This window comes from Shewanella sedimentimangrovi, assembly GCF_017354965.1.
In the GTDB taxonomy this organism is placed as follows: domain Bacteria; phylum Pseudomonadota; class Gammaproteobacteria; order Enterobacterales; family Shewanellaceae; genus Shewanella; species Shewanella cyperi.
In genome coordinates this window covers 1372269-1396752 of record NZ_CP071502.1, presented here as the reverse complement: position 1 = coordinate 1396752, position 24484 = coordinate 1372269, and the positions used below count along the sequence as shown (strand labels likewise).

The window sequence follows — 24484 nt, the reverse complement described above, 5'->3', positions numbered from 1 at the left end:
CCATGGCACTTTCAAGAGAACAACTGGCCCAGCGCGTCGCCAAAGAGCTTAAAGACGGCTATTACGTCAACCTCGGCATTGGTATCCCGACCCTGGTGGCCAACTATATTCCCGAGGGCATGCAGGTGATGCTGCAATCGGAAAACGGCCTGCTGGGCATGGGTGAATTCCCCACCGAGGCCACCATAGATCCGGACCTTATCAACGCCGGCAAACAAACCGTCACCGCCGTCAAGGGCGCGTCCTTCTTCTCCAGCGCCGAGAGCTTCGCCATGATCCGTGGCGGTCATGTGGATCTGACCGTGCTGGGCGCCTTCGAGGTGGACGTGGAAGGCTCCATCGCCTCCTGGATGATCCCCGGCAAGCTGGTCAAGGGTATGGGCGGCGCCATGGATCTGGTGGCCGGTGCCGACAACATTATTGTCACCATGATGCACGCCGATAAGTACGGCAACTCCAAGCTGCTGCCCAAATGCGAACTGCCGCTGACCGGCTTTGGCTGCATCAAGCGGGTACTGACCGACCTCGCCTTTATCGAAATCAAAGACGGCGCCTTCCACTTGCTGGAGCGCGCTCCCGGCGTCAGCGTTGAGGAAATCGTCGCCAAGACCGCCGGCAAGCTGATAGTGCCCGAGCACGTGCCAGAAATGACCTTCTAAGACGTGTTCACACAAGGCGCTTTCACATAAGGCGCTTGCAAGCACTTTGACAACACCCGCAATCGCGGGTGTTTTTTTATCCACTCAGGACCAGTTGTTTCAGCCAGTTAAAACTTGTTAAGCGACTGTTATTTAGGTAATCTTTCACACGTTGTTTCGGTTGTCATACTGACGGAAACGAAAAGGCCCAGGCCAAGGATAACAACTCAGGGAAGGCACTTTTTGCCCCGCTTTATCCACGCCACCTTAACGGTAATGAAATCCGCCAAAGAAAAGCCTTAACGAATTGTTTTAAATAGCTTAGATGCCATTTGCAACCAAAGGCGTCCTGCGGTAGCCGTGGCCTTTGTGCTATGACTGCGCCGGTTGGCGACACAATTGGCAGTGAGTAGATGAATTTGTGTCGGAGCAAATACTGCAACCTTAGGTAATGGGCGCTCTATTTTTTATCACTGGCTAATAAATCAAAGACAATTAAGACAGAGTTCAGCGCTTGCCGTTCTATTAAACCCTAGGGTTCAATGTTCCACTTTGGTTCCAATAAACAAGAAGCCTTTTGATGTCACTTGTTTATTGCGCTTAAAGCATCGCAATAAGACTCAAACAACACCAAGAGAAAAGACATATAACGCTGTGACGCATTATTTTTCAGGAGGAAATAACCATGCTTAAAACCTTAACCCTTAGTGCACTTGTTCTCATATCAGGCTCTGCATTTGCGACCGGCGAAATAGCCGGCTTGGATGCCAGAGTCAAAAATAAAACCGATGTCATGGTGTTTGGAACCGCACATCTTGCCGGCATTAAGGAAGATTTGAGTTCGGGGCCATTGGCACCTGTCTTACAACGGTTGGAGCAGTATCAACCGACCGCCATTGCGGTTGAGTCGTTAAGGCCGCAGGACATTGCCACCATGATAGCGGGGCAAGAGAACTACCAGGACGTTCTAAAGACCTTCGTTGGAGAAAAGCTCATCTCCCTGGCTCAAAAAGAGCAAGATAAGCTGAAGGTCACCACCACAGAGGCCATTGGCAAATTGAATAAGCTGCTGGCAGAACCCGAGCCGACAGATAGCCAAAGGGTAGATATCATCAGATTCGCCATTGCCGGATTTAGCAGAGATACTGCGGCTCTTCAATGGAAATACCTGGGTGAGAGCACAGCAACTGACGCAATAGATCCTGAGCTAAGGGACTACCTTAATAAAACAACCTCAAACAACAATGAAGTCAACGTGATTGCCAGCGCCTTGGCGTTGAAGCTTAAGCTAAACCGCCTTTATCCCATTGATGATCATCTGGACAAAGACATGTATCAGGGCGTCGTTGAAAAACTGATGCCGTCCTACGAAACATCCAAATACGCCGCCGAGCTGGGCAATAGCGACTACATTAAAAAACCCGAGACCTTGAAAAAGCAGGCATCACAGACAGGTGATTGGCTGCCGCTTTTTACCTGGTATAACAGTAATGCATATAAGGCCGAAGTCATTGACAAAGAATGGAGCCTGTTTGTTGACAAGGATCTGGATCCCGCCGCAGGAGCTGCCAGAATCGCTTTGTGGGAAGTCAGAAACCTGAATATGGCCTCAAATATCATGCGGGTAGTGGCAGATCACGTAGGGGAAAGAGTGGTTATCGTTGTTGGTTCAAATCATAAAGTATTTTTGGAGCAGTACTTATCCAACATGATAGGCGTTAACCTCGTTCAGTTTAACGATCTTGCCCTGGCAAAAGCGAAGTAATCAAGGCAGTTCTGGGAGTCACATGGCGATGACTTGCTCCAGCATTCGTGCACCGGCCGCATTGACGCGCTAAGGGCTCATACAAGGTCACGGCACGGCCCCGCACACTGACCGAGGCCCGCAGTGTCATCATCCTGAGTTGTTCACGGACATCAGACCAATCAACCAGAATGATGGGCATGGGATTGGCTGAACAAATCAACTTGGCATGCCATTGATAAATTGCGAATTTATCAATGGCAAGATGCGAATTGCCCAATAGCCTGTCTATCCGTTTGATGTTGTGTTTTGGCGCCACAGAACCTGACATATTGCGCCCCAGCTGAGTCAGTGACAATTGGTTGCCGTCAAGCAGCGCTTCTGTGGCAACCATCAGAGAATTAAGCCGTTTTTGATGAATTTGTGGGCATTGCTTTCTGAGTAAATCGTGTAAGATGTGGACATCACGCATGGTGTTGGATCTGGTAGGTTTTTGGCGAAATTGATTAGTTCAAACAGCACCATGCGTGTCTACCAAATTGAATATACAGGAAATTATCTGGGGATTCCCTAGATTTGGGCGTCACGGATCTTGCATTCGCAAGCTCCGCGCCACCCAAAACGCAGGTTAAAACAGCGTTAGGTGCTGTTGGCTTTACGCTGAAAGATTGCAATTTTTTTAGAAAAAAGGAAATGCACTTGAAAGTGAAGTTTAAAAATTATTTTCCGGCACTATGTGCTTTAGCGATTGTTTCAGCGTCAACGCAAGCCGATGAAACTGACGATATTGTTTATCGAATAATGTCTCAGAGAAACATTCCAGGGCTGCAACTCGTGGTAATTAAGGATAACTGTATCGTTAAGAGCGCTGAGTACGGACAGGCGGATGTTGAGGCGAATACCAAAGTTTCGAAAACAACGGCGTTTTCAATTTATTCCATGACGAAGGCATTTACAGGCGTGGCAATTATGCAATTAGTCGAACAAGGCAAATTGCAGCTGGATGATCAGCTAGGCATCCATTTCCCTGATCTTCCACAAGAATGGAAGCAGCTGACAGTTCAGCAAATTCTCAGTCACACATCTGGACTACCAGAGATAATAAAAGGTCCCCTCACTGAACTTGTGGGCGCAGGTGATGATGGTTCTGCATGGCAGACAGTTCAAACTCTCCCAATGCAGTCTGTGCCTAATGAGAGATTTCAATACAATCAAACTGGCTATGTGATACTTAAAAAATTAGTCGAGAAATACAATGGTGACTCGTTTGAAAAGTTTCTGGCGCAAGGTCTCACCTCGACAATGCCTATCACGAAAGCGAATAGCTTTACAGAATCTGGTAGCACTCCTACGGCAGTTGCCAAGCAATACATATCCAATGGTTCTGGATATCAGTCATTAGAGATAAATTATTCTCCATTGTTGTGGGCGGCTGCGGGAATGAAATCAACCGCCAACGAGCTGGCGCATTTTTTAATCGCGTTACAGTCAGGCCAAATTTTGACGCCATCAGCGAAGATGCAAATGTGGCAGCCTGCCGTACTAGCTAACGGCAAGACCGCCGGATTCAGTTCATTGGAAAATGGCTATGCTGCAGGATGGCAAGTTTTGGCACGCGAAAAAGACCCGGCAGTAAGTTCTAGCGGGGGGAATGCATCCACTATGGTCATTTATCCCGAAAAAAACGTTTCAATTATCGTACTGACCAATCTACTTGGATCGCAGCCGATTGAATTTACTGATGAAATCGCGAATCAATTCTTCGACACTAGAAAAACAACAAATGAATTAAGTTGCACCTAACAAGTTTAAGCATGCTCGCCTTTCAGGCTGGACCTCCGCTGCTTCGCAGCTTCGGTCCATACTAAAGGCGTTATATGCCTCATTCGGAAGATAATGTGAACGCGCATCAACTACAAAAACTGTTGGAGCAGGCACTGTCGTTTTCTATACATTGGAAACCAGAGGGCGGTGCAAGCAATGCACTCAGGTCGAGCCGCTTTTGTAGCGAGGTCGGCAAGCGGCTTCCAGCGCTTCTGCCGGCCGAGGCAAAGCTTTTTCATATCGGATTTCAAAATGAGTCCGTCCATCGCGTCCCCGGCGAATGGCTTCTTGATGCAGTGGTCGCTGATATAGACGACATTGGTTGTGTACGTCGAGTTCACATAGCAATGGAGTGCGAAAGCTCTACGGCAATGCAATCGTTTTCTTGGGACTTTGGAAAACTGCTACACGTAAAGGCTACGACGAAAATCTACTTGCAGGGGCTCAATCAAGCATTGGCGGCAGCGGCAGATGGTTTCGTCACAGAAAGGCTTGATCTAGCTGCGCGGCTCGTGCGTGAGGAGGATCCTGGTTCCGAATGGTTCTTTGGGTTCTGGCCGTCCCCTGAAAAGGTTCGCGGAGCTGAGAGTCTGTGGGATACGTTCAACTCCGGCCGCTACCTGCACTTAGGCAGCATTCGTCTTTTCCAGTTTGACGGAGCATCGTTTGTTCCAGCCACCTAACAATTCTGTCGAGAGTGACCGCCCACAAGCTGCGCTTGTGGGCGGTCACTCTCGACAAACGTTATGAGTCTTGTAAATACTAATAAGTACTGCAATTGCATGGAACCATATGTTTGCTACAAAATTAGGCAGCATATTCAATCAATAAAATTCTAGCAATAAGAATGCAACTGACTACATATATTAAAGCCAGCACTCACGTTTGAAAATATTGACACCCTCTTTTCATTTTTTGAATTGATTCATTCAAAGAGCATCACTTCATATTTAATAGGAAGAACAATAAATGAAGTTAGGAAGGTTAATCTACTCAGCTAAATTTTTGCTCTACGTGTTCACGGTCGTTTTGCTTTCCGCACCTTTGGTTTGTCTCAAGGCCGAGGTTTATAAATGGACTGATGATAAGGGTGTGGTGCACTATGGTGACCAACCGCCGAATGTAGAAGAGCCCAAGGTCGCTGACATTAATCAAAGCAGTGTTGTCACAGCCCAAAAGCCCGCTCAACGCCCTTCCCAAGCGAGCGAAGACGTCAAACCACCTGAAGTAAAGCGGGTTATTATGTATGCCACTTCCTGGTGTCCTTATTGTGAAAAGGCCAGAAAATATTTTGCTGCCAGTGGTATCAAATATACTGAATATGATGTAGAAGCGTCTCCTCGTAGAATGCGCGAATTCAAACAACTCGGCGGCGCCGGATACCCATTAATTCTCATCGGAGACAATGAGAAAATGCAGGGATTTAGCATTAAGGGATTTGAGCGACGCTATAACCGCTAACCAATCCAATATCTGGTTAAATTAATCAGCCTCATTTTCAGCACTGCAGGGCTACGACGTGATGTAATCTTATTCCCCAGATTTGGAAGAAGATGATCGATCATAGGTAGAAAATAAGGAAATATATGTGGATCACCAATGAAGCCCTTGAGGGGCAATATGTCACCCTCGAGCCCTTGCATCAGGGACATATTGAACCGCTGCAGCGGGCGGTGGCGAAGCCTGGAAGTTGTGGTTTGCCAACTTGCCAAAGCCTGAGCAAATGCCGGAGTACGTGAACCAGGCAATGAAAGACGCCGAGGCCGGCAATGTGGCCTACGCGGTCAGGGTAAAATCCACTGACACAATTGCGGGTACTACTCGCTATTACAATGTCGATGCTGCCAATCGCCGGGCCATGATTGGCTATACCTGGTATGCCGATGCAGCGAAGCGGACCCCGGTGAACACCGAATGTAAACTCTTGCTGCTCGGTAAGTTGTTTGAGCAGTCCAACGCCATTGCCGCCGAGTTCAGAACCCATTATTTCAATGGCGCGTCCCGGGCGGCCATTGAAATAATGGGTGCCAAACAGGACGGTATATTACGCAACCACACCATAATGCCGGACGGCTCCTTGCGTGATACCGTGGTCTATTCCATCACAGCTGGCGAATGGCCAGCTGTGAAAAACAATTTATTGAGTAAGTATCGCTGAGCCTATTGTCGCTCTGCCCCATGATTCACCAGCTCATTTACAGGAGTAAAAATGGAACTGCTCGATTATCTCAATAACCAGTTTCTGACCTTGCAGCAACTGCTGGAAACTACCCAGGTATCGGAAGCTGAGTTACGCCGGTTTCAGGACGGGCTCTTGATGCCCAAGGCATCATACCGCCTGGAACTGAACCTCAATTGCGACTCTTTTTTCGGCCAGCATCAGCAAAGTGAAAGCCTGGAATATTACGCCAAGGGATACGCCTCTTGGCTGGGCATGCTTAAGGCCAATGACGACAGCCCGGCCGTTTATCAGGCCTTCTCCAGCCGTTACACGGCCAAACTGGCGCAGTTAAAGACAGAGGGTTTTGCCAGTGACGATCCGCGAGTGAATGAAGAGCTTCCTGCCCACATAGACAAGGAATGGCAAAGCTTTCTTACCGGCACCTATGGATTATGCACCCGCTCGGGACTACCGGAAGATATCGCCACCAAGGAGTTGGCCGTTATCCGGATCAATGAGTTGTTTAGTCGAGACGCGCTTACAGATACCGAGCTGGCGCAATTGGCGCGGGCCGTGGATCTGCTGGACAGGGCAAGTTCAGCCTTTGCGCCCCATGAACGTCAGCGGAGTTCGCGTGAGCAACTGATCAACGAGGTCCGCCGCAAATACCAACTCAAGGCGGGTTAAAGACTCGTTACAAGCTGTTCAAGTCATAAAAAAGGCAGGCCATTGGCCTGCCTTTTTTATTGGCTTTTCAACGGGCTAACGAGCTGACTCAGTCATGGGTCGCCAGCAGGGTGACATCGCTGAAGGGCTGGAACGCCTTGAGCATGATGTAGTAGTAGCCGCCGGTTTGCGGTGCTGCCAGAGTGGCTGTCTCGTTATTACCGCCCACGTAGGGCCTGGCGTCCCAGACGGACTCCGTTGGCCAGTCACCAAAGCGCACGTACAGATCGGCATCCCCTGTACCGCCGGAGATGGCAATATTCAGGTTGGTTGCTCCCGAAGGCACCCAGATGGAGTAATAGCGGGCGCTGTCAGAAGCTATACCGGCCTTGGCGATGCCGTTGTACAGGGTCTGCTGGGCGGGATCGGCCGCATCAGCGGGTATGCTGCCGCCACTTTGGCTTACATCAAACTCTGCCAGCAGCGTCATGTCGGCAAAGCCGCTGTCGGTGAACAGGGACACATAATAGTAGCCACCTGTCGCAGGGGCGTTGATGAACACAATCTCGTTATTGCCACTTTGAGTTGAACGGGCATCAAAGTCGCTGCGGCTGGGGTAACGGCCGGCGGCAACATAAAGATCGGCATTGCCCGAGCCACCAGCGCCGGTGAAGCGCAGGGTACTGGTGCCGGCCGGAACCCAGATGGAGAAGTAGGCCGCGTAGGTCGAGGAGATGCCCTGCTTGGCTATGCCCGCGGTCATGGTCGCCACATTGGGGTCACAGGCGGCAGTGCTACAACTTCCGGCGCCACCGACATTGGGGTCCAGCGGGTCGAGATCGTCACTGTCAAGCACGCCATCGTTGTCATCGTCGGTGTCGGCATTGTTGCCTATGCCGTCATGGTCGCTATCCAGCCACTCGGTCGCGTCATCGGGGAAGGCATCGTCGCCGTCGGCTACACCGTCGCCGTCCCTGTCGCTGATGCTTGTGGTGACATCGGCCAGCCACTGGGCAAAGTCGGCGTCGTAGCTGCTGCCTATGGCTGTCATCAGGTTGGCATAGGCGTCATAGTTGCCGGCCCGGAAAAAGCCCAGCATGGCATCCACGTCGTTGCGATGGCGCTCGAACATGTAACGCACCGCAAGGTAGCCACCGCGGTAAACCCTGTCGGTACCACTGCTGTAGTTGTTGCCGAAGAGGGTGCTCAGGGCGTAGTTGTTGGCGCGGCCTATGTCTATGGCCTTCTGGTTGTCATCGCCCTGGGAGATATACTCGGCCAGACCTTCCACCCACCAGACGGTGCTTTCTTCGTGGGCCGAGCCGTACATCATGGTCTCGGAGAAGTCGCCGTGCATGTTGAAGCGGCCGTCGAGGTAGTGGACATACTCGTGGCGCAGGTTCCACACCTCAAATTCCGGTAGCCAGCTGGCCTCGTGGGCAATAAAACGCGCCTGATTATCGGGATCCGCCGGATTGCCTTCCAGATACATACCACCGTTGTTGGTGCCTATGCCAAAGAACACCCCGGCATACTTGCTGTAGTTGCTGTAATCATCAAACACCACCACTTCCAGATCCGTGTTGAGATCGTCCGCCACCGGCACGTCGGCGGTGGCCAGCTTCTGATGGAAGTCCGTTTCCTGGGCCGACAGCTGGCCACAGGAATCTGCCAGCTCAACCGTACTCATGGCCTGGGCACGGATCTTCAGGGTTGGAGAGCAGGTGTAGTGAATGCTGAGGATCTGGGCCTGCAGTTGATCCTGATAACCGCAGACACCATAGTCGGCGCAATTATCGTAGTAATCGGCCATTTCCGCGGCCGCAAGCCAGATACCACTGCCCTGCCCAGACATGCTGTAGCGCTGCAGAATCGACTGGACCATGGGTTTGGCCTTGTCCTTGATGGCGCCGGGATACATCAGCATACGCCCCAGCTCATAGGCGGCGTTGTTGATTAGGTAATCATTGCCGCTGTCGATAAGGAAGCCGTTGTCCTTGATGAAGTTATCCAGGGTATCGAGCAGCGACAGCCTGGCCTCCAGGGTGGTGACATAGTTGCTGTCCCACTGGCCCTTGTACAGCAGGCCATAGGCGGCGTTGGTGGCGCTGCGCATGGAGCCGTAGTTGAGGTAACTGCTGTCAAACTGTTGCAGCAAGCGCTCGGCCACATCGAGGAAGTGGGAAATTTGATGGGCGCTGTCTATCAAAATCACCGCCTCGGACAAGACATCGCCGTTGGCGGAGCTGATATCGAAGGCGTGGGGGTTAGCAAAAAACTGCTGCAAGGCCGCCAGGCTGGCGCTGTCGAGTGCCGCGCCATAGGCGCCCACCTCATCCACCAGCCCCCACTGCACAAAGTATCCCGCGCGCAGGTAGGTAATGAGATTCAGCAGGTGGCCATCATCGACACCGGTATAGGCAGGTGCCATCTGGGCCAGGCGGTTGCTGACGCTGACCATGTCCGCCTCGTTGAACAGCGCCTGGGCATAATCTGTGCCCGCGTTGAAAAAGGCGTTCACGCAGGACAAGTCCGCCGCCAACAGGGCGTCGGTCAGGGCCGTGCCCGTAAGCGGCGCTATCTCAGCAGCACTGCACGCGCCGGCGGCCGTGGTCAGTTGCTGCTGAGCAGGCTGCCTGGCCGCGCCGGAGTCGGGCTGCCTGTTTGCCAGCTTATCGGTCGGTTTGTGTGAATGGAGTTGTTGTTTCAGGGTAGTGGTTGTTGCGTTGGGTGCGGCCTCAACCGGCAGCACCTGTGCCTTGGACGCAAGCTGATCCCGGGTCGGATGACCGGGGTTCAGTCCGTCTGCCATGGCCATGCCAGGCAACAAGGTACAGAGCAGCGTCAGGGGCGCGCGTTTGGTTCGCAATCTGTTCATGGATCAGTCCTGTTTTAGGTTTGTTATTGAAGACTGGAGCGATACTGCGGCATCCGCTGGCGAAATTAGCATATTTTATACAATATAAAACACCCCTCTTTAGTGTACTTTTTCTACACCACTGTCACTTTGACCATGGAATTTTGTGGCCTGGATCCCATCGTCAGCGAGAGTAAAACCGGGATCACGGCCGACATCGATTTTCTGACTTAAAAGATGATCTCTCTCGCAATTTTCTTCTTTAAACACGCATTTCAAATGCAACTTGATTAATGTCAATTCCAACGCCGCCAAGGAGCATAGTCTTAAGCACAAGCAAGACATTCACCCTCAGCTCCTGGAGCGGCGAAACATCCCAATCCAGGAAGAAAAAGTAAAAATACGGAGCATTCAATGGATAAGCACAATCAACAATCCGGTGTTATCAACGAACAACGTCGTCAGTTTCTCGGTGGCTCAGTAGGTATTGGCCTGGTGGGTGCCGGTCTGGCAGCCGGTCTGATGTCAGCCCCTGCCGCTGCAACCGGTGCAGCCCGTAAAGATGACCGCATGGCCAACTACAGCGCTGATCAGCTGGAGCGTGTAAAACTGGATTTGGTGCCACCACCAATGGTGCCCAAGCACGACCAAATCGCCACGGGCAAGCCCAAGGTAGTGGAAGTGAAACTGGTGATCGAAGAGAAACAGGTCGAGCTGGAAAACGGCACCAAGGCCTGGGTTTGTGCCTTCAACGGCAGCGTGCCCGGTCCGCTGATTGTGTGTCACCAGCATGACTTTGTGGAGCTGACCCTGGTTAACCCTGCCAGCAACAATCTGGCCCACAACATCGACCTGCACTCAGCCACCGGCGCTCTGGGTGGCGGTGAGCTGACCCTGGTATCTCCAGGTCAGGAAGTCACCTTCCGCTTCAAGGCCACCAAGGCCGGTACCTTCGTGTACCACTGTGCCCCGGGTGGCGCCATGATCCCATGGCACGTGGCCATGGGTATGCATGGTGCCATCATGGTACTGCCACGGGATGGTCTGAAAGATGCCCAGGGCAACCCTCTGCACTACGACAAGGCCTACTATGTGGGTGAAGCCGACTTCTATATTCCCAAAGATGCCAACGGCAAATACAAGGAATTCAAGACAGTCATGGACAGCATGCAGGACGTCATGGACGTAATGAAAACCCTGACCCCATCCCATGTCGTGTTCAACGGTGCCGTGGGCGCTCTGACCGGCAAGAACGCCATGACCGCCAAGGTGGGTGAATCAGTACTCTTTGTACACTCCCAGGCCAACCGCGACACCCGTCCGCACATCATCGGTGGTCACGGTGACTATGTCTGGGCCGCCGGTTCCTTCACCGACGCACCACAGACCAACCTGGAAACCTGGATGGTCGCCGGTGGCAGCGCGGCAGCCGCACTGTACAACTTCCGTCAGCCAGGCCTCTATGCCTACGTTAACCACAACCTGATTGAAGCCATCATGAAAGGTGCCGCAGCCCACATCAAGGTGGAAGGCGAGTGGGACGACAACCTGATGGTACAGGTGAAAAAACCAGGCGCCATCACAGCCTGAGTCCGGATGCGGGGGTGACTTCACCCCCGCTTTTTTTGGAGGTCCCATGAAAGGTCCCTTTGCCACGCCTCTGTCAGCCCTAATCTCTGCCCTGCTGTTTGGTCCCCTGTTCATCCAACCTGCCCTGGCGGCCACGCCCTCGGATTATCTGATTCAAAGCGCTGTGTATCAGTGGTACGGCGAACTGGATCTGGGCATACAGCCCAAGGCGACTGTGAATACCGATCTGGCCGAATATCCCACTGGCAAGCCTGTTGCCGGGGCGCACCAGATACTGGCCATTGACCAAATCGCTGAAGAAAATGGTCGTCTGAGGTTGGAGGTAGAACTGGAATACCAGGCACGGGATGCCGGCCCCGGCGAAGGCCGCTACCTGATCCAAACCCTGACGCTGGAGAACAGTGATTCGGCACCCCGGGCCGGTCCGACCCTGATTGCCAGCGAAACCCAAGTGAATGAAATCGATGAACTCAGTGGCCAATTCCGTCCCGCCGCTGAGCAAAACCTGATCCGCGCCCTGCTGTTTCGCTGGACCCAGGCCCTGGACTATCCCGGCTCCCAAGCCTTGACCGCTATGCTGCTGCCAGATGCCGCCTTCACCAGCCCCGAACCCGGCCAGTTGAGCCCGGTCAGCTATCAAGGGGCGCTGCAGGCCCTGAACAACCAAAACAGCCGCCGGGCCATCAAAAACCTCAGCATAGGCACAGCCCTGGCCGATGGCAGCTATCCGGTAAGTTTGGAATACCAGTGGAGCGCCACCAATCAATGGGGCGAAACCGAACTGGCCCGCGTCGGCGTCAACATGACAGTGCTGGTGCGCGATGGCCGGGCCCTGATTGCAAATTACCAAAGCCAATATTTACCCCCGGTCACCGATCCCGGTGCCGAGATCCGTTGCTGAGCCTAAAGGAGAATCCCATGCTGTCACACCTGTCCTTTCGCCCACTGCGCGCCCACTTTCCCCGCCGTCTGTTGTCGGCCCTGTCCCTGTCGCTGGGACTGAGCCTGGCCCTGCCCGCCTTTGCCGATATGCCAATTCTCAAAGGCATAGGCGGCGATTTCAGCCTGCAGAGCAGCCGCGGCGGTGAGGTACGGCTGTCGGATTTCAAAGATAAGGTGGTGCTGATGTTTTTCGGCTACACCAATTGCGCCGACATTTGTCCCACCACCATGGCCCACATCAGCCAACTGATGAAACAGCTGGAACCCGGGCAGCGGGAGCGGGTGCAGGTGCTGTTTGTCAGCATCGACAGCGATTACGACACCCCCACCCACCTGAACAAGTACCTGAGCTATTTTGACCCCAGCTTTATCGGCCTGGTGGACAGCCGCGAAAAAATCGATGCGGTGGCCGGGCTGTACCATGCCGACTACATCAAGTTGGCCGATGAAAAGGTCACCACCGAATACAAAAAGCTCAGTCTGGAAGACAAGAGTCAGCCGGCCCAAAAGGGCTTCCTCTATTCCCACAGCGCCAAAATCTTTGTCATTGATGGCCGTGGCCGGGTACGGGGTTTCTTTTATACCGGCACAGCGCTCGATGAAATGCGCAGTCAAATTGCCAGCCTGCTGGGCTGAAGGAGAACTTATGCGACAGCTTAAATTGAAATCCACCTTGGCCACCCTGCTGCTGATGTCTTTTAGCAGCCTTGCCGGCGACCTGATGGTCCATGACGCCTGGATCCGCGCCATGCCGCCAACATCAAGGGTGGTTCCCCTGTACCTGACACTGCACAACGGCGGTGACAAGGAACTGGTTCTGAGCAGCATTGCCAGCCCCAGGGGGGAGATAGAGCTGCACCAAACGGTGCAGGAAGGCGAGATGATGAAGATGCTGCCGGTGGACAGCATACGCATACCGGCCCATGGCATGGTCAAGCTGGAACCCCAGGGACTGCACGCCATGATGTCTGACTTCAATGCCGGTGTGCCCGAGCAAGGTGAAGAGGTGTCTTTGGTGCTCACCCTGGCGGACGGTGAAACGCTTCAGGCCAAGGCCAGGGTCACCCAGTTCGGTGGCAAGGCTCAGGACAGCGCCAAAGCGGATCAGGGTATGCACGATCACAGCATGCATCACTGAGGATCCGATACAAGACAGGGAAAGCCGTTATCGGCGGTCATGGTCAGCTTCCTGCGCTGGATCACAAATTGTTAACCGAATTTGGGGTAATTTGTGCGCCACAGGAAGTTGCAAGGAATATGCATGATTACCGATTCCGCCATCAAAGCTGCTGTACACAGCCATCACCTGTTTGCCGCCCTGAGTCAGGGTGAGCTGGAGCAGTTGCTCGGCAGCGCTGCCCGCATTCAGCTTGCCCCGCAGGAAACCCTGTTTCGCCAGGGGGATGTTGCCAAGCGTTTTTATCTGGTGATCCAGGGACACCTGCAATTGTACCGCACCAGCTTGCAGGGCCAGGACAAGGTCATTGAAGTGGTCCGCGAGGGCCGCACCTTTGCCGAGGCTCTGATGTTTTCCCAGCAGGCCAGCTATCCCGTGTCGGCCCAGGCTGTGTCCGAATGTATTCTGGTCAGCTTTGACAGTGAAATCTATCTGGGGCTGCTCAAGCGCAACGCCGACGCCTGCATTGCCATCATGGCCGCCATGAGCGTCCGGCTGCGTAAAGATCTCAACGAAGTGGAACTCTTGTCGGTGCAAAACGCCCAGTCACGGCTGCTGCTGTTTCTGATGCGTAACCTGAAACGCACCGGCGATAACCAGGGCGTGGTGGAGCTGGATATTCCCAAGCGGGTGCTGGCGTCGAGGCTATCGATTCAGCCGGAAACCTTTTCCCGGTTAATGAAGAAAATGCTCACCGAGGGACTTATTCGCGAGTGCCGCGGTGCCATACATATCGATGACATAGGCCAGCTGTATGCCAGCGCCAATATCCCCTTGGAAGACGCGCAGCTGCAGGCCACAGCCATGCCCTGCGAACGGATAAATATCCTCACCCTCAGCAACTGAGGCCAGGATTGATGGCCGACGGTGCTCAGTCCAGCTTGATGAAATAACGCCAGGTTATAGCGAAATGCAGTAGCGATAAGAAGTGCGGCTCATACCCTGGGCCTCATACCAGGCCTGGGCCTGGGTGCGTGACAGCGAGGTGGTCAGTTCCAGCGCCTTACAGCCGCGGCCTTTGGCCAGTTCCTGCGCCTTTTGCAACAATGCCTTGCCAACACCCTGCCCGCGGCAATGCTCGTCGGTCACCAGGGCCGTTATCCTGCACTGCAGGGCTGCGGCCGGAAAATAAAAGAAAAACAGCAGGCTCATCAGCCCCACTGGCCTGTCGCCGTCAAAGGCCAGCAGGCACAGGCTGTTGTCATCCTTTTCGCTGCGTTTGAGCAGCTCAACCACTGCATCCAGCGGGTGTTGATAACCCAGCTGCGCCAGCAGCGCCTGTACCGCCGTGGCGTCTTGCTCCGTGGCAGTACGGATCAATCCCATACCAATTCCTGGAAGTGTTTACGGCACACGGACTCGTAGCTTTCATTGCCGCCAATGGCCACCTGAGCCCCTTCGCGCACCGGATTGCCCAGGCTATCGCGGCGCACCACCATATTGGCCTTGCGACCGCAGTAACAAATGGTCTTGAGTTCCACCAGCTTGTCGGCCCAGGCTAGCAGATACTGGCTGCCGCTGAACAGCTCGCCCTGGAAATCGGTACGCAGGCCATAACAGAGCACGGGAATATCCAGTTTATCCACCACGGCCGTCAACTGACGCACCTGATCCTTGGCGAGGAACTGGCTCTCATCGATAAGCACACAGTGCAACGGGGTCGCGGCGTGGGCCGTGGCTATCATGTCGAGCAGGTTGTCATTGGCACCAAATACCTGGGCGTCCGATTGGATACCGATACGGGAGGCCACCTTGCCCAGGCCGTACCTGTCGTCAATGGACGCGGTCATCACCAAGGTGTTCATCCCCCGCTCGCGGTAGTTGTAGGAAGATTGCAGCAAAGAGGTGGATTTACCGGCGTTCATGGCCGAGTAATAAAAATAGAGCTGTGCCAATGGGGGAGTTCCTGTCCTTATCTCAAACGGCGGCTATCTTAGCATCAAATTGCGCCGAAAGTCCCGCGGCGCCTCCCTGCGCCGCGGCCATGGACTGTCACTGCGTCAGTCGCGGGCGCCGGACTTGTGTTTCAGCCACAGCACCGCCACCACGAAGGTCAGGGAGGCCGCACCGAAACCGGCCCATACGGACTCTATCATACCCATCACCGTATAACCCACCAGGCTGATGATGGCGACAATCAGGGCATATGGCAGCTGGGTCAGCACATGGTCTATGTGATGGCAGCTGGCGCCGGTGGAGGACAAAATCGTGGTGTCGGAAATAGGTGAGCAGTGATCGCCAAACACGGCGCCGGCTAGCACAGATGCCAGCATGGGCAGCATCATGGCACTGTGACTGCCCATGGCCATATCGGCGGCTATGGGCAACATGATGCCAAAGGTGCCCCAGCTGGTGCCGGTGGCGAACGCCGTCAGGCCTGCCAGCACAAACATCAGCGCCGGCAGCAGGGCAAATGGCAGGTTGCCACCGGCCAGACTGGCCATGTATTTACCCGTGCCAAGTTCTCCTATGATGCCTGCTATGGTCCAGGCAAACAGCAAGATATACAGCGCCGGGACCATGGAACGGGCCCCTTGTACCGCGGCGTGTTTGACCAACCGAGGAGCCATGCCCTGCCACAGCACCAGTGCCAGGGTGGCACTGAGTCCCAACAGCGCACCAAAAAACAGCGATGCGCCCACATCCGTTTTCTCAAAGGCACCAATCAGTGAGAAAGGCAGGCCGGCATCGGCCAGTGCCATGGCGCCGCTGCCGATCATAAAGCTGACCGTCGCCAGCACCAGCACACCTATGGGCACAAACAAGCCGGCGACCTTACCGCTGCCCTCTTCGGGCAACTCGACATTGCTGCCCGGAGGCACGCCCTTGGTTTCATCATAAAGGTTGCCGCGCAGGGCATCTTGCTCATGCCGGCGCATGGCCCCCACATCCAGACCGAACAGCACCACGCACAGCAATAATGCCAGGGCAAAAATGGCATAGAAGTTCATCGGGATCAGTTGGATAAATACCGCCAGGTGGCCGGTGTCGCTGATGCCATGGGACGCGAGAATGCCACCTATCAGGGCGATGATATAAGCCCCCCAACTGGATACAGGGGAAATCACACACACGGGCGCGGCGGTGGAGTCCAGCAGATAAGCCAGCTTGGCCCGGGACACATAATACCTGTCGGTCAGGGGCCGGGCGATGGAGCCCACCACCAGGCTGTTGAAATAGTCGTCGATAAAGACCACACAGCCCAGAAACAGGGTCAGCAACTGGGCATCACGTTTAGTGCGGATCCGAACCCTGGCCCAGTCGGCAAAGGCCCGGGCCGCGCCACTGGCGCTGATAAGGGCGGTGATCATCCCAAGCAGCACCAGAAATCCCAGAATGTATAAATTCCAGCTGTTGGGGGCACCATCGCTCCACACCAGGGCGACAACCCGTTCACCCAGCAGCAGGCAGGCATCAAGGGGAGAAAAGTCGCTCAGCAGCAGGATCCCGGCCACAATGCCCAGCCCAAGGGACACCAGCACCCTGCGGGTCAAAATAGCCAGCACAATTGCCACCACGGGTGGCAGCAGAGACAGCGCCGATTCGGCGTAACTCATTACAGTCATTGAATTTAATCTTCGTTTGGTTAACGAATGGAGGGCAACTGAAGCGGTGTAAAAGCACAATGAATTGCAGCGGGCACCAGTCCTTTCAGTAGCGCTCCACAGTAAATACGACAGCCCGTCATCCCGACAGGCATTTACTATGGCAGTGCGGTTCCTTATCGGAAACAGCACCAGCAGGCGGGTGTGATTCCCCTATCCCACTTCGGCGTCATAGCCCTTTCACGGTCGATCACCGGCATCACCCTAGCGACCGTTACTTTTGCCTGACGCACCTCTACTTTTTATAGCTGAACTTTCTATAACCGACCTGTGCCAAAAATACGCGGTTAACTGAATTTAACGGGGCGTAAAAAACACAGGCGCCCCCGGGGGTATCCCCGGGGGCGCCTATCCTGACGCAGATTAAGGCTTAAAGCAACTCAATCAGCTTGGGGACTGCCTCGAACAGATCCGCCGCCAGACCATAGTCTGCCACCTGGAAGATGGGCGCTTCGGGATCTTTGTTAATGGCAACAATCACCTTGGAGTCTTTCATACCGGCCAGATGCTGGATGGCACCTGAGATACCGACAGCGATATACAATTGTGGCGCCACTATCTTACCGGTTTGACCCACCTGCAGATCGTTGGGCACGAAGCCTGCGTCCACTGCGGCGCGGGATGCGCCCACCGCAGCACCCAGTTTGTCGGCCAATTGCTCAAGCAGGGCGAAGTTTTCACCGCTGCCCATGCCACGGCCACCGGACACTATCACACCGGCGTTGCCAAGCTCGGGACGCTCGGATACAGACAGCTCTTGGGATACGAAGCTGGTCTTGGACTCAAATACCTGATCCAGCTTGGCGACCGGTGCCGGTGCGCCGCTGGCAGCCGCGTCAAAGGCACTGGCACGGACTGTCATGACTTTCTTGTCATCCAGACTGGTGACAGTGGCCATGGCGTTACCGGCATAGATGGGGCGCACGAAGGTGTTGGCGTCTTTGATTTGAACCACTTCGGACAATTGAGCCACATCCAGCAGTGCCGCGACCCGTGGCAACATGTCTTTGCCCATGCTGCTGGCAGGAGCAAGAATATGGCTGTAATCGCCGGCCAGCGACAACACCAGGGCCGCCATATTGTCGGCCAGATGGGCTGCATAAACGGCATTATCGGCCAGCAGGACCTTGGACACGCCGTCAATGGCGGCGGCAGCATCGGCGACGGCGGCGCAGTTGGCACCGGCCACCAGCAGGTGTACGTCTCCACCAATGGCCTTGGCCGCAGTCACTACCTTGGCGGTATCCAGTTTCAGACTGGCATTATCATGTTCTGCAACTACTAAAATGGCCATTTAGATCACCTTCGCTTCGTTTTTCAGTTTTTCCACCAGTTCCTCAACCGAGGCAACCATGATGCCGGCCTGACGGGCCGCAGGTGCATTGACGCTTACCAGATTCTGGTGTGACTTCAGAGTCACGCCCAAATCGGCCGCGGTCACAGTGTCCAGGGGCTTGCGCTTGGCCTTCATGATGTCGGGCAGCTTGGCATAACGGGGCTCGTTCAGACGCAAGTCTGTGGTAATTACAGCTGGCATCGGCAGCTTCAGGGTTTGCAAACCGCCGTCCACTTCACGGGTCACCAGCAGGGTATTGCCTTCCACCTGCAGCTTGGAAGCGAAGGTCGCCTGGGGAGCATCCATCAGCGCGGCCAGCATCTGACCGGTCTGGTTGTTGTCACCGTCGATGGACTGCTTGCCCATGAGGATCAATTGAGCCTGTTCCTTGTCCTGTACGGCCTTCAGCAACTTGGCAATGGAGATAGGTGCCAATTCATCTTCTGCTTCAACCTGAATGCCGCGATCGGCACCCAGTGCCATGGCGGTGCGCATCTGTTCCTGCACAGCCTTGCTGCCGACACTGACCACCACGATTTCACTGACCACACCGGCTTCTTTCAGGCGCACAGCCTCTTCAACGGCGATTTCACAAAAGGGGTTGATAGCCATCTTGAGGTTGGCCGTATCAACATTTGTGTTGTCGGCTTTGACCCTGACCTTGACATTGGCATCGACCACGCGCTTTACAGGCACCAATACTTTCATAGGGTTTCCTTCCTGCACCTTATCTTTCAGTGGAATGTGCCGGCGCAACCGGCACGGAATAGGCCAACTTTACGTCCTGTTAACGTAAACGTCAACCTGAGACAGCAGCGCTTAAGTATCTTTGCGACACCCATCACTGGCCAGATTTTTGAACACTTTAGACAGAAAATGGGCATTTTTGACTTATAAGCGTGCATTTTTTTAATTAAAGGGAATTTTAATTTGCCAGTTTAAATATTTATTTCTATTATTTCACTGTTATCCGTTAACCCGTCTTCGGACAATTTGAACTGGAAAAAAAATAGTATGAGCGAATTTCTGGAAATATTGACTCATGGTCGCCGTTTTAAAGCCGCTGTAAAAGATTTGTCAGTTGCCGATCTCCGTGATGTTGCAGCCAAGTTGGAAAAAGTGATTGCTGATCGCGAAGCCGAAGCCGAAGAAGAATTGAAGGCCAATGCCGAGCGCATCGCCAAGATTGAAGAAATTCGCAAGCAAATGGCTGAAATCGGTTTGTCTGTTGATGATCTGGGCGTAACCGGTGCAGCCAAGCCTGCCGGTAAAAAGCGTGCTCCACGTCCTGCCAAATACAAAATTGAGGTCAATGGCGAGACAGTGACCTGGACTGGTCAAGGCCGTATGCCAACCGTATTCAAGAATGAAATGGACAAGGGTCGTTCAATGGATGACTTCCTCATTTAATTGCCCCTGATACCATTAAAAAGCCCGGCCTTGCCGGGCTTTTTGTTTATGGCCGCCAAAACAGCAAAGTCATTTACAATTCCGTTTTTGCCAATGGGTATCCAATTCGGTTAACCTCGATTCACCTTTGTCCCGCAGACGCAACTGAACTAATAAAATGAACAAGTTGAATGCCAAAACCCTTTTGTGGCTGTTGCCGGCAGTGATCTCTCTGCCCTTATCGGCCAAGACCTTACTCCAGGCTCCCCTCACCCGCCTGACCGCCATCACCGGAGCCACACTGCATTTATCGGCCACCGAAACCCTGACCAATGCCACCCTGGTCATTGAAGGCAATCATATTAAAGAGATCATTAAAGACGGTCAGATACCGGAAAATGCCCTGGTGATAGACTTAAGTGGCTATGAGGTATATCCGGGCTTTATTGATCCCTTTGCCGAATATGGTATTGGCTACGAGTATCCCAAAGATGAGCGGGAAAGACCTGTCTATGAAATAAAACGCGTTGGTGGCAATGCTGACAACGGTGCTATTCATGCCCAGATGCAATGGGTGGATTATATCGAGCCCAATAAAGCTGCCGCGGAGAAATGGACCAATAACGGTTTTACCAGTGTGCAGACGGCAAAACTTGATGGCATTTTCCGTGGTCGCGCCGCCGTGGTATCCCTGGCCGATAAAAATCCTTCCGAGCTTATCTATCGCTCACAGGGACAGCAATTTATCGCCTTCGATAAAGGCAGCTCAAAACAGGATTATCCCCGTTCTTTAATGGGTGCCATGGCACTGATAAGACAAACCTTCAGCGATGTCCGTTGGTATCAGCAAAATAAATCCAAGTTGGCCGGGCAGGCGGTAATTTCCGGTTTGGAATTCAACAGTGCCCTGGATGCCCTGGGCAATCTGGAACAACAGGCATTTCTGTTTGATACCCGTGATTTGAACAGCCAATTGCGTGCGGCCCGACTCTTGTCTGAGCAGAAGCTCAAGGGCACCTTGCTGGGCAACGGTCGCGAGTACGCCAGATTGGATGAACTCAAGGCCCAGTCATTTGGGCTGATATTGCCACTCAACTTCCCCAAGGCTCCCGAGGTTGCCGATCCCCTGACCGAACGTGACGTGTCTCTTGCCGAACTGCGTCACTGGGAGCGGGCACCGGCCAACCCGGCACTGGTGGCCAACAGCAAATTACCCTTTGCCTTTACCCAATATGGCATCAGTAAAGCGGAAGATTTCTGGCCCAGATTGCGCCAGGCCATTGACCATGGCCTGAGCGAGGCCGACGCCCTGGCGGCCCTCACCAGCAGTGCCGCCGAATTGGCCGGCATTGACGACATTGCCGGTCGCCTGGCCCCCGGCTACATGGCCGACTTGGTGGTCAGCCGCGGCGATCTGTTCAAAGACGGTAAAATAGTGAGCGTTTGGCTGCAGGGCGATGAGCAGGAATTGAGCCCCAGGCACACACTGTCCGGCCAGTATCGACTGCAGCTGGGAGAACTGGAATTGGCTCTTGAGCTGGAGACCGAACCCAAGCTCAAGGGCAGTCTCAGCAGTGGCGAAGCCAGTATCGAACTGATGGAACCCAAGCTGGTCGATGGCCGCCTGATATTCAGCGCCGATCTCTCCGCCGCAGGAATCGCGGGCCTGAGTCGCTTCAGTCTGGTGTTCGACAAGGATGGTGTTTCGGGGCGGATGACAGATGCCAAAGGTCAGGTCAGTCCCCTGGCCGGTAATCTGGCTGACATTAGTACAGAGGCGGCCGCCGACAGTGCCCTTAACAAGGATGCAGACAGTGGCGTGAGCAAGAGTGCAGACAAGACCGACGCGCAGCAAGCCACAGTTCTGCTCGGCAAGCTGACCCAACCCAATGTTGCCTTTGGTCTGGAGCAACTGCCCAAGGTCGAACGACTGCATATCCGTCACGCCACCATCTGGACCTCGGAAGCCGATGGCATACTGGAGGACGCCGATCTGCTGCTGGCCGATGGCAAGATAGAGCGCATCGGCAAGCAACTGTCGACTCCCAGCGGTTATCGCGTGATAGATGCCAGTGGCAAACATCTCACCGCGGGTATAGTCGATGAGCACAGCCATATCGCCATCAACGGCGGCACCAACGAGGACTCGGAGGCCATCACGGCCGAAGTGCGCATTGGCGACATACTCAATCCGGATGAAATTGCCCTTTACCGCGGTCTGTCCGGCGGGGTGACCACGGCACAACTGCTGCACGGCAGCGCCAACCCCATAGGCGGTCAATCCCAGCTGATTAAACTCAGGTGGGGTGAAAATGCCGAAGCACTCAAATTCAAGGGCGCTCCCGCCAGCATCAAATTTGCCCTGGGTGAAAACGTCAAACAGAGCAACTGGGGCGACAAATTCACCAGCCGCTTTCCCCAGAGTCGCATGGGGGTGGAATCCGCCATAGCCGATGCCTTTGATGCCGCCAGACATTACGAGAGTGAATTGACCCAGTATGATAGGCTGCGCAGCGCCGACAAAAAACGTACCCTGAGCCCCCGTCCCAGCACCCGTCTGGACGCCGTGCTTGAGGTACTCAAGCAACAGCGGGATGTGCACATTCACTCCTATGTGCAATCTGAAATCCTGATGTTCCTGCGCCTGGCCGAAACCTACAAATTCAAGATCAAGGCCTTCACCCACGTGCTCGAAGGTTACAAACTGGCGGATGAACTGGCGGCCCACGGTGCCGGCGCCTCCACCTTCTCCGACTGGTGGGCCTATAAGTTTGAGGTCTATGACGCCATTCCCCAAAATGCCTGCCTGATGACGCAAAAGGGGGTAGTCACCAGCATCAACTCCGACAGCTTTGAAACCCAGCGCCGCCTGAATCAGGAGGCCGCCAAGTCCATGATGTATTGCGGCATGAGCGCCGAGGAAGCCTGGAAGATGGTTACCATCAACCCGGCGAAGCAACTGGGGGTTGAGGACAAGGTGGGCTCCATTAAGGTGGGTAAATCCGCGGATCTGGTGCTGTGGGACAATAACCCGCTGTCCGTCTATGCCCGCACCGAAGCCGTCTGGGTCGATGGCAAGCGCTACTTTGATCGCGAAACCGACGCCAAAATCGCCCGCGCCCAGGACCAAGAGCGCGCGGCCTTGGTGCAGAAAATTCTCAGTGCCGATGCCAAACGCACCACCGGTGAAACGCCCAAGGACAATAACGAGCCCCAGTGGCATTGTGATACCCATTACCAGGCCTTTGGCACCCATGCCGGCCAGACTTTCGAGGGAGCCCTGTAATGAGAACCCTGCTTTCCTGCCTTTTACTGCCCCTGCTGGCCCTGCCTGCCGTGGCACATGATCTTATCCCGGCCACGGCCCAGAGCCGCGACCTGCTGCTGCGCCACGCCACCCTCTACACCGTCAGTCAGGGGATCCTGGAAGATACCGATCTGCTGCTGCATGACGGACGCATTGCCGCCATAGGCAAACAACTTGCCGCCGAGGGCGCCGAGGAAATTGATGCCAGCGGCAAACGTATCTATCCGGGACTTATCGCCCTGGACTCCCACGCCGGCATGGTCGAAATCGAGATGGCCAGACCCACCCGCGACATCGCCGATGTGGGGTTGAACAATGCCGAACTCAGGGCCGCCAGCGCCTTCAATCCGGATTCGGAGATCATCCCCACCCTGCGCCGCAACGGTATCAGCCATGTGCAGCTGGTGCCCGAAGGCGAAGCCATGGCGGGTCAAAGCGCCCTGGTGGGACTGGACAGCTGGACTGTGGAACAGGCCCTGGTGCCAAGCCGCATGGGCCAGCACCTGTATTGGCCGGAACTCGGTCCCCTGGCCAGCGATGATGAAGAGCGCAGCAAGCAACTCAAGGAGCACGATGAGGCCACCAGACAAATCCGCACCCTGTTTGCCGACGCCAAGCGCTATGCCCTGGGCATCAAGGCCGGCGACAAGATAGCGCAGCAGCGCAACCTGGCCGCCATGGCGCCCCTGTTTGATGACGCCGCCACCCTGTTCATCCACGTGGACAGGGAACAACACATTGAGGAAGCCCTGAAACTGTGCCGTGAATACCAGCTCAAACCCGTAATCGTCGGTGGCTACGATGCCTGGCGCCAGGCCGCGTCGCTTAACGAGCTGGGAGCCAGGGTCATCTATGCCAGCGTCTTCAGCCTGCCCAAGCGCAGCGATGAGCCCGTTGACATGGCCTTCCGTATTCCTGCGCTGTTGAGCGATGCCGGTGTACCCTTCGCCATTGGCTACAGCGGTGATTGGGACAGCCGTAACCTGGCCTTTGCCGCCGGCTATGCCGCGGCCCACGGTTTGGGTCAGGACAAGGCACTGCGGGCCATCACCCTGGATGCGGCCCGCATGCTGGGGGTGGATGACATGGGGGCGCTCGAGGTGGGCTACCGCGGCAATATCATAGTGGCCGAGGGCGATATACTGGACCCCATGAGCGGTCGCATTGAGGCCCTGTTTATCGACGGCCGCCGGGTGGATTTGAATAATCGCCAGCAGCAGCTTTATCAAAAGTACTTGAAGAAGTAGA

At 54.6% G+C, this 24484-nt stretch carries 21 protein-coding genes, 1 pseudogene and 1 riboswitch; of the genes and pseudogenes, 15 read left to right on the top strand and 7 right to left on the bottom strand.

Features of this window, described 5'->3' with window-relative positions:
• Positions 1–2 precede the first annotated feature (2 nt).
• Both JYB85_RS05860 and JYB85_RS05855 read left to right on the top strand, forming a co-directional pair.
• Entirely contained in the window at positions 3–659 is a 657-nt protein-coding gene (locus JYB85_RS05860; RefSeq protein ID WP_207322455.1) for a CoA transferase subunit B, read from the top strand.
• A gap of 664 nt (positions 660–1323) precedes the next feature.
• Positions 1324–2403: a DUF5694 domain-containing protein gene (locus JYB85_RS05855; protein WP_207381446.1), complete on the top strand. Its 1080-nt coding sequence runs from the start codon at positions 1324–1326 to the stop codon at positions 2401–2403.
• A gap of 76 nt (positions 2404–2479) precedes the next feature.
• Here the strand turns inward: JYB85_RS05855 and JYB85_RS05850 are convergent.
• Positions 2480–2854 (bottom strand): annotated as a pseudogene (locus tag JYB85_RS05850) (IS4 family transposase); the annotation flags it as partial.
• Positions 2855–2958: 104 nt separating this feature from the next.
• On the opposite strand from JYB85_RS05850, the gene JYB85_RS05845 reads away from it, so the two are divergent.
• The 5 genes from JYB85_RS05845 to JYB85_RS05825 all read left to right on the top strand — a co-directional run bounded on the left by JYB85_RS05845 (position 2959) and on the right by JYB85_RS05825 (position 7054).
• Positions 2959–4185, top strand: a complete 1227-nt coding sequence (locus JYB85_RS05845) for a serine hydrolase domain-containing protein (protein WP_207381445.1) — start codon at positions 2959–2961, stop codon at positions 4183–4185.
• Positions 4186–4280: 95 nt separating this feature from the next.
• Positions 4281–4889 carry a hypothetical protein gene (locus tag JYB85_RS05840; RefSeq protein WP_207381444.1) on the top strand — a complete coding sequence of 203 codons (609 nt, stop codon included), beginning with the start codon at positions 4281–4283 and terminating at the stop codon, positions 4887–4889.
• A 286-nt stretch (positions 4890–5175) separates the two neighbouring features.
• Positions 5176–5667, top strand: coding sequence for a glutaredoxin family protein (locus JYB85_RS05835; RefSeq protein WP_207381443.1), 492 nt, complete (start codon positions 5176–5178; stop codon positions 5665–5667).
• A 286-nt stretch (positions 5668–5953) separates the two neighbouring features.
• On the top strand, positions 5954–6364 hold the full coding sequence (locus JYB85_RS05830; RefSeq protein WP_324032869.1) for a GNAT family N-acetyltransferase: 411 nt from the start codon (positions 5954–5956) through the stop codon (positions 6362–6364).
• Positions 6365–6415: 51 nt separating this feature from the next.
• Positions 6416–7054 (top strand): DUF6058 family natural product biosynthesis protein, encoded by a 639-nt coding sequence (locus JYB85_RS05825; protein ID WP_207381442.1) that lies wholly within the window; start codon positions 6416–6418, stop codon positions 7052–7054.
• An 88-nt stretch (positions 7055–7142) separates the two neighbouring features.
• On the opposite strand, the gene JYB85_RS05820 is transcribed toward JYB85_RS05825, so the two are convergent.
• Positions 7143–9911, bottom strand: coding sequence for a M9 family metallopeptidase (locus JYB85_RS05820; RefSeq protein ID WP_207381441.1), 2769 nt, complete (start codon positions 9909–9911; stop codon positions 7143–7145).
• Positions 9912–10304: 393 nt separating this feature from the next.
• Here JYB85_RS05820 and nirK point away from each other — a divergent pair, with 393 nt between their 5' ends.
• The 5 genes from nirK to JYB85_RS05795 all read left to right on the top strand — a co-directional run bounded on the left by nirK (position 10305) and on the right by JYB85_RS05795 (position 14445).
• Positions 10305–11480 (top strand): copper-containing nitrite reductase, encoded by a 1176-nt coding sequence (gene nirK / locus JYB85_RS05815; protein WP_207322451.1) that lies wholly within the window; start codon positions 10305–10307, stop codon positions 11478–11480.
• 46 nt (positions 11481–11526) lie between these two features.
• A complete protein-coding gene (locus tag JYB85_RS05810) occupies positions 11527–12381 on the top strand; it encodes a hypothetical protein (RefSeq protein ID WP_207381440.1) in 855 nt (284 codons plus the stop codon).
• A 17-nt stretch (positions 12382–12398) separates the two neighbouring features.
• On the top strand, positions 12399–13058 hold the full coding sequence (locus JYB85_RS05805; protein ID WP_207381439.1) for an SCO family protein: 660 nt from the start codon (positions 12399–12401) through the stop codon (positions 13056–13058).
• A 10-nt stretch (positions 13059–13068) separates the two neighbouring features.
• Positions 13069–13560, top strand: a complete 492-nt coding sequence (locus JYB85_RS05800) for a copper chaperone PCu(A)C (protein WP_228730215.1) — start codon at positions 13069–13071, stop codon at positions 13558–13560.
• Between the two features lie 123 nt (positions 13561–13683).
• Complete coding sequence (locus JYB85_RS05795) at positions 13684–14445, top strand: Crp/Fnr family transcriptional regulator (RefSeq protein ID WP_207381438.1); 762 nt, start codon at positions 13684–13686, stop codon at positions 14443–14445.
• Between the two features lie 54 nt (positions 14446–14499).
• Here JYB85_RS05795 and JYB85_RS05790 read toward each other — a convergent pair whose 3' ends face one another.
• The 5 genes from JYB85_RS05790 to JYB85_RS05770 form a co-directional block, all read right to left on the bottom strand.
• Positions 14500–14925: a GNAT family N-acetyltransferase gene (locus JYB85_RS05790; RefSeq protein WP_207381437.1), complete on the bottom strand. Its 426-nt coding sequence runs from the start codon at positions 14923–14925 to the stop codon at positions 14500–14502.
• On the bottom strand, positions 14916–15494 hold the full coding sequence (locus tag JYB85_RS05785) for a thymidine kinase (RefSeq protein WP_207381436.1): 579 nt from the start codon (positions 15492–15494) through the stop codon (positions 14916–14918). Before JYB85_RS05785 ends, JYB85_RS05790 begins: the two co-directional genes overlap by 10 nt.
• Before the next feature lie 105 nt (positions 15495–15599).
• On the bottom strand, positions 15600–17165 hold the full coding sequence (locus JYB85_RS05780) for a Na+/H+ antiporter NhaC family protein (protein ID WP_207381435.1): 1566 nt from the start codon (positions 17163–17165) through the stop codon (positions 15600–15602).
• 81 nt (positions 17166–17246) lie between these two features.
• Positions 17247–17450, bottom strand: a riboswitch (Lysine riboswitch).
• Between the two features lie 124 nt (positions 17451–17574).
• Positions 17575–18498, bottom strand: coding sequence for an electron transfer flavoprotein subunit alpha/FixB family protein (locus tag JYB85_RS05775; RefSeq protein WP_207322444.1), 924 nt, complete (start codon positions 18496–18498; stop codon positions 17575–17577).
• Positions 18499–19248 carry an electron transfer flavoprotein subunit beta/FixA family protein gene (locus JYB85_RS05770; RefSeq protein ID WP_207322443.1) on the bottom strand — a complete coding sequence of 250 codons (750 nt, stop codon included), beginning with the start codon at positions 19246–19248 and terminating at the stop codon, positions 18499–18501.
• A gap of 306 nt (positions 19249–19554) precedes the next feature.
• Between JYB85_RS05770 and JYB85_RS05765 the strand changes: the two genes are divergently transcribed.
• The 3 genes from JYB85_RS05765 to JYB85_RS05755 all read left to right on the top strand — a co-directional run bounded on the left by JYB85_RS05765 (position 19555) and on the right by JYB85_RS05755 (position 24483).
• The gene (locus JYB85_RS05765; RefSeq protein ID WP_207381434.1) at positions 19555–19950 is read left to right on the top strand and encodes an H-NS histone family protein; all 396 of its coding nucleotides are present in this window, start codon (positions 19555–19557) and stop codon (positions 19948–19950) included.
• Between the two features lie 157 nt (positions 19951–20107).
• The gene (locus JYB85_RS05760; protein WP_207381433.1) at positions 20108–23215 is read left to right on the top strand and encodes an amidohydrolase family protein; all 3108 of its coding nucleotides are present in this window, start codon (positions 20108–20110) and stop codon (positions 23213–23215) included.
• Positions 23215–24483 (top strand): amidohydrolase family protein, encoded by a 1269-nt coding sequence (locus JYB85_RS05755; RefSeq protein ID WP_207381432.1) that lies wholly within the window; start codon positions 23215–23217, stop codon positions 24481–24483. Before JYB85_RS05760 ends, JYB85_RS05755 begins: the two co-directional genes overlap by 1 nt.
• The last annotated feature ends 1 nt before the right edge of the window (position 24484 follow it).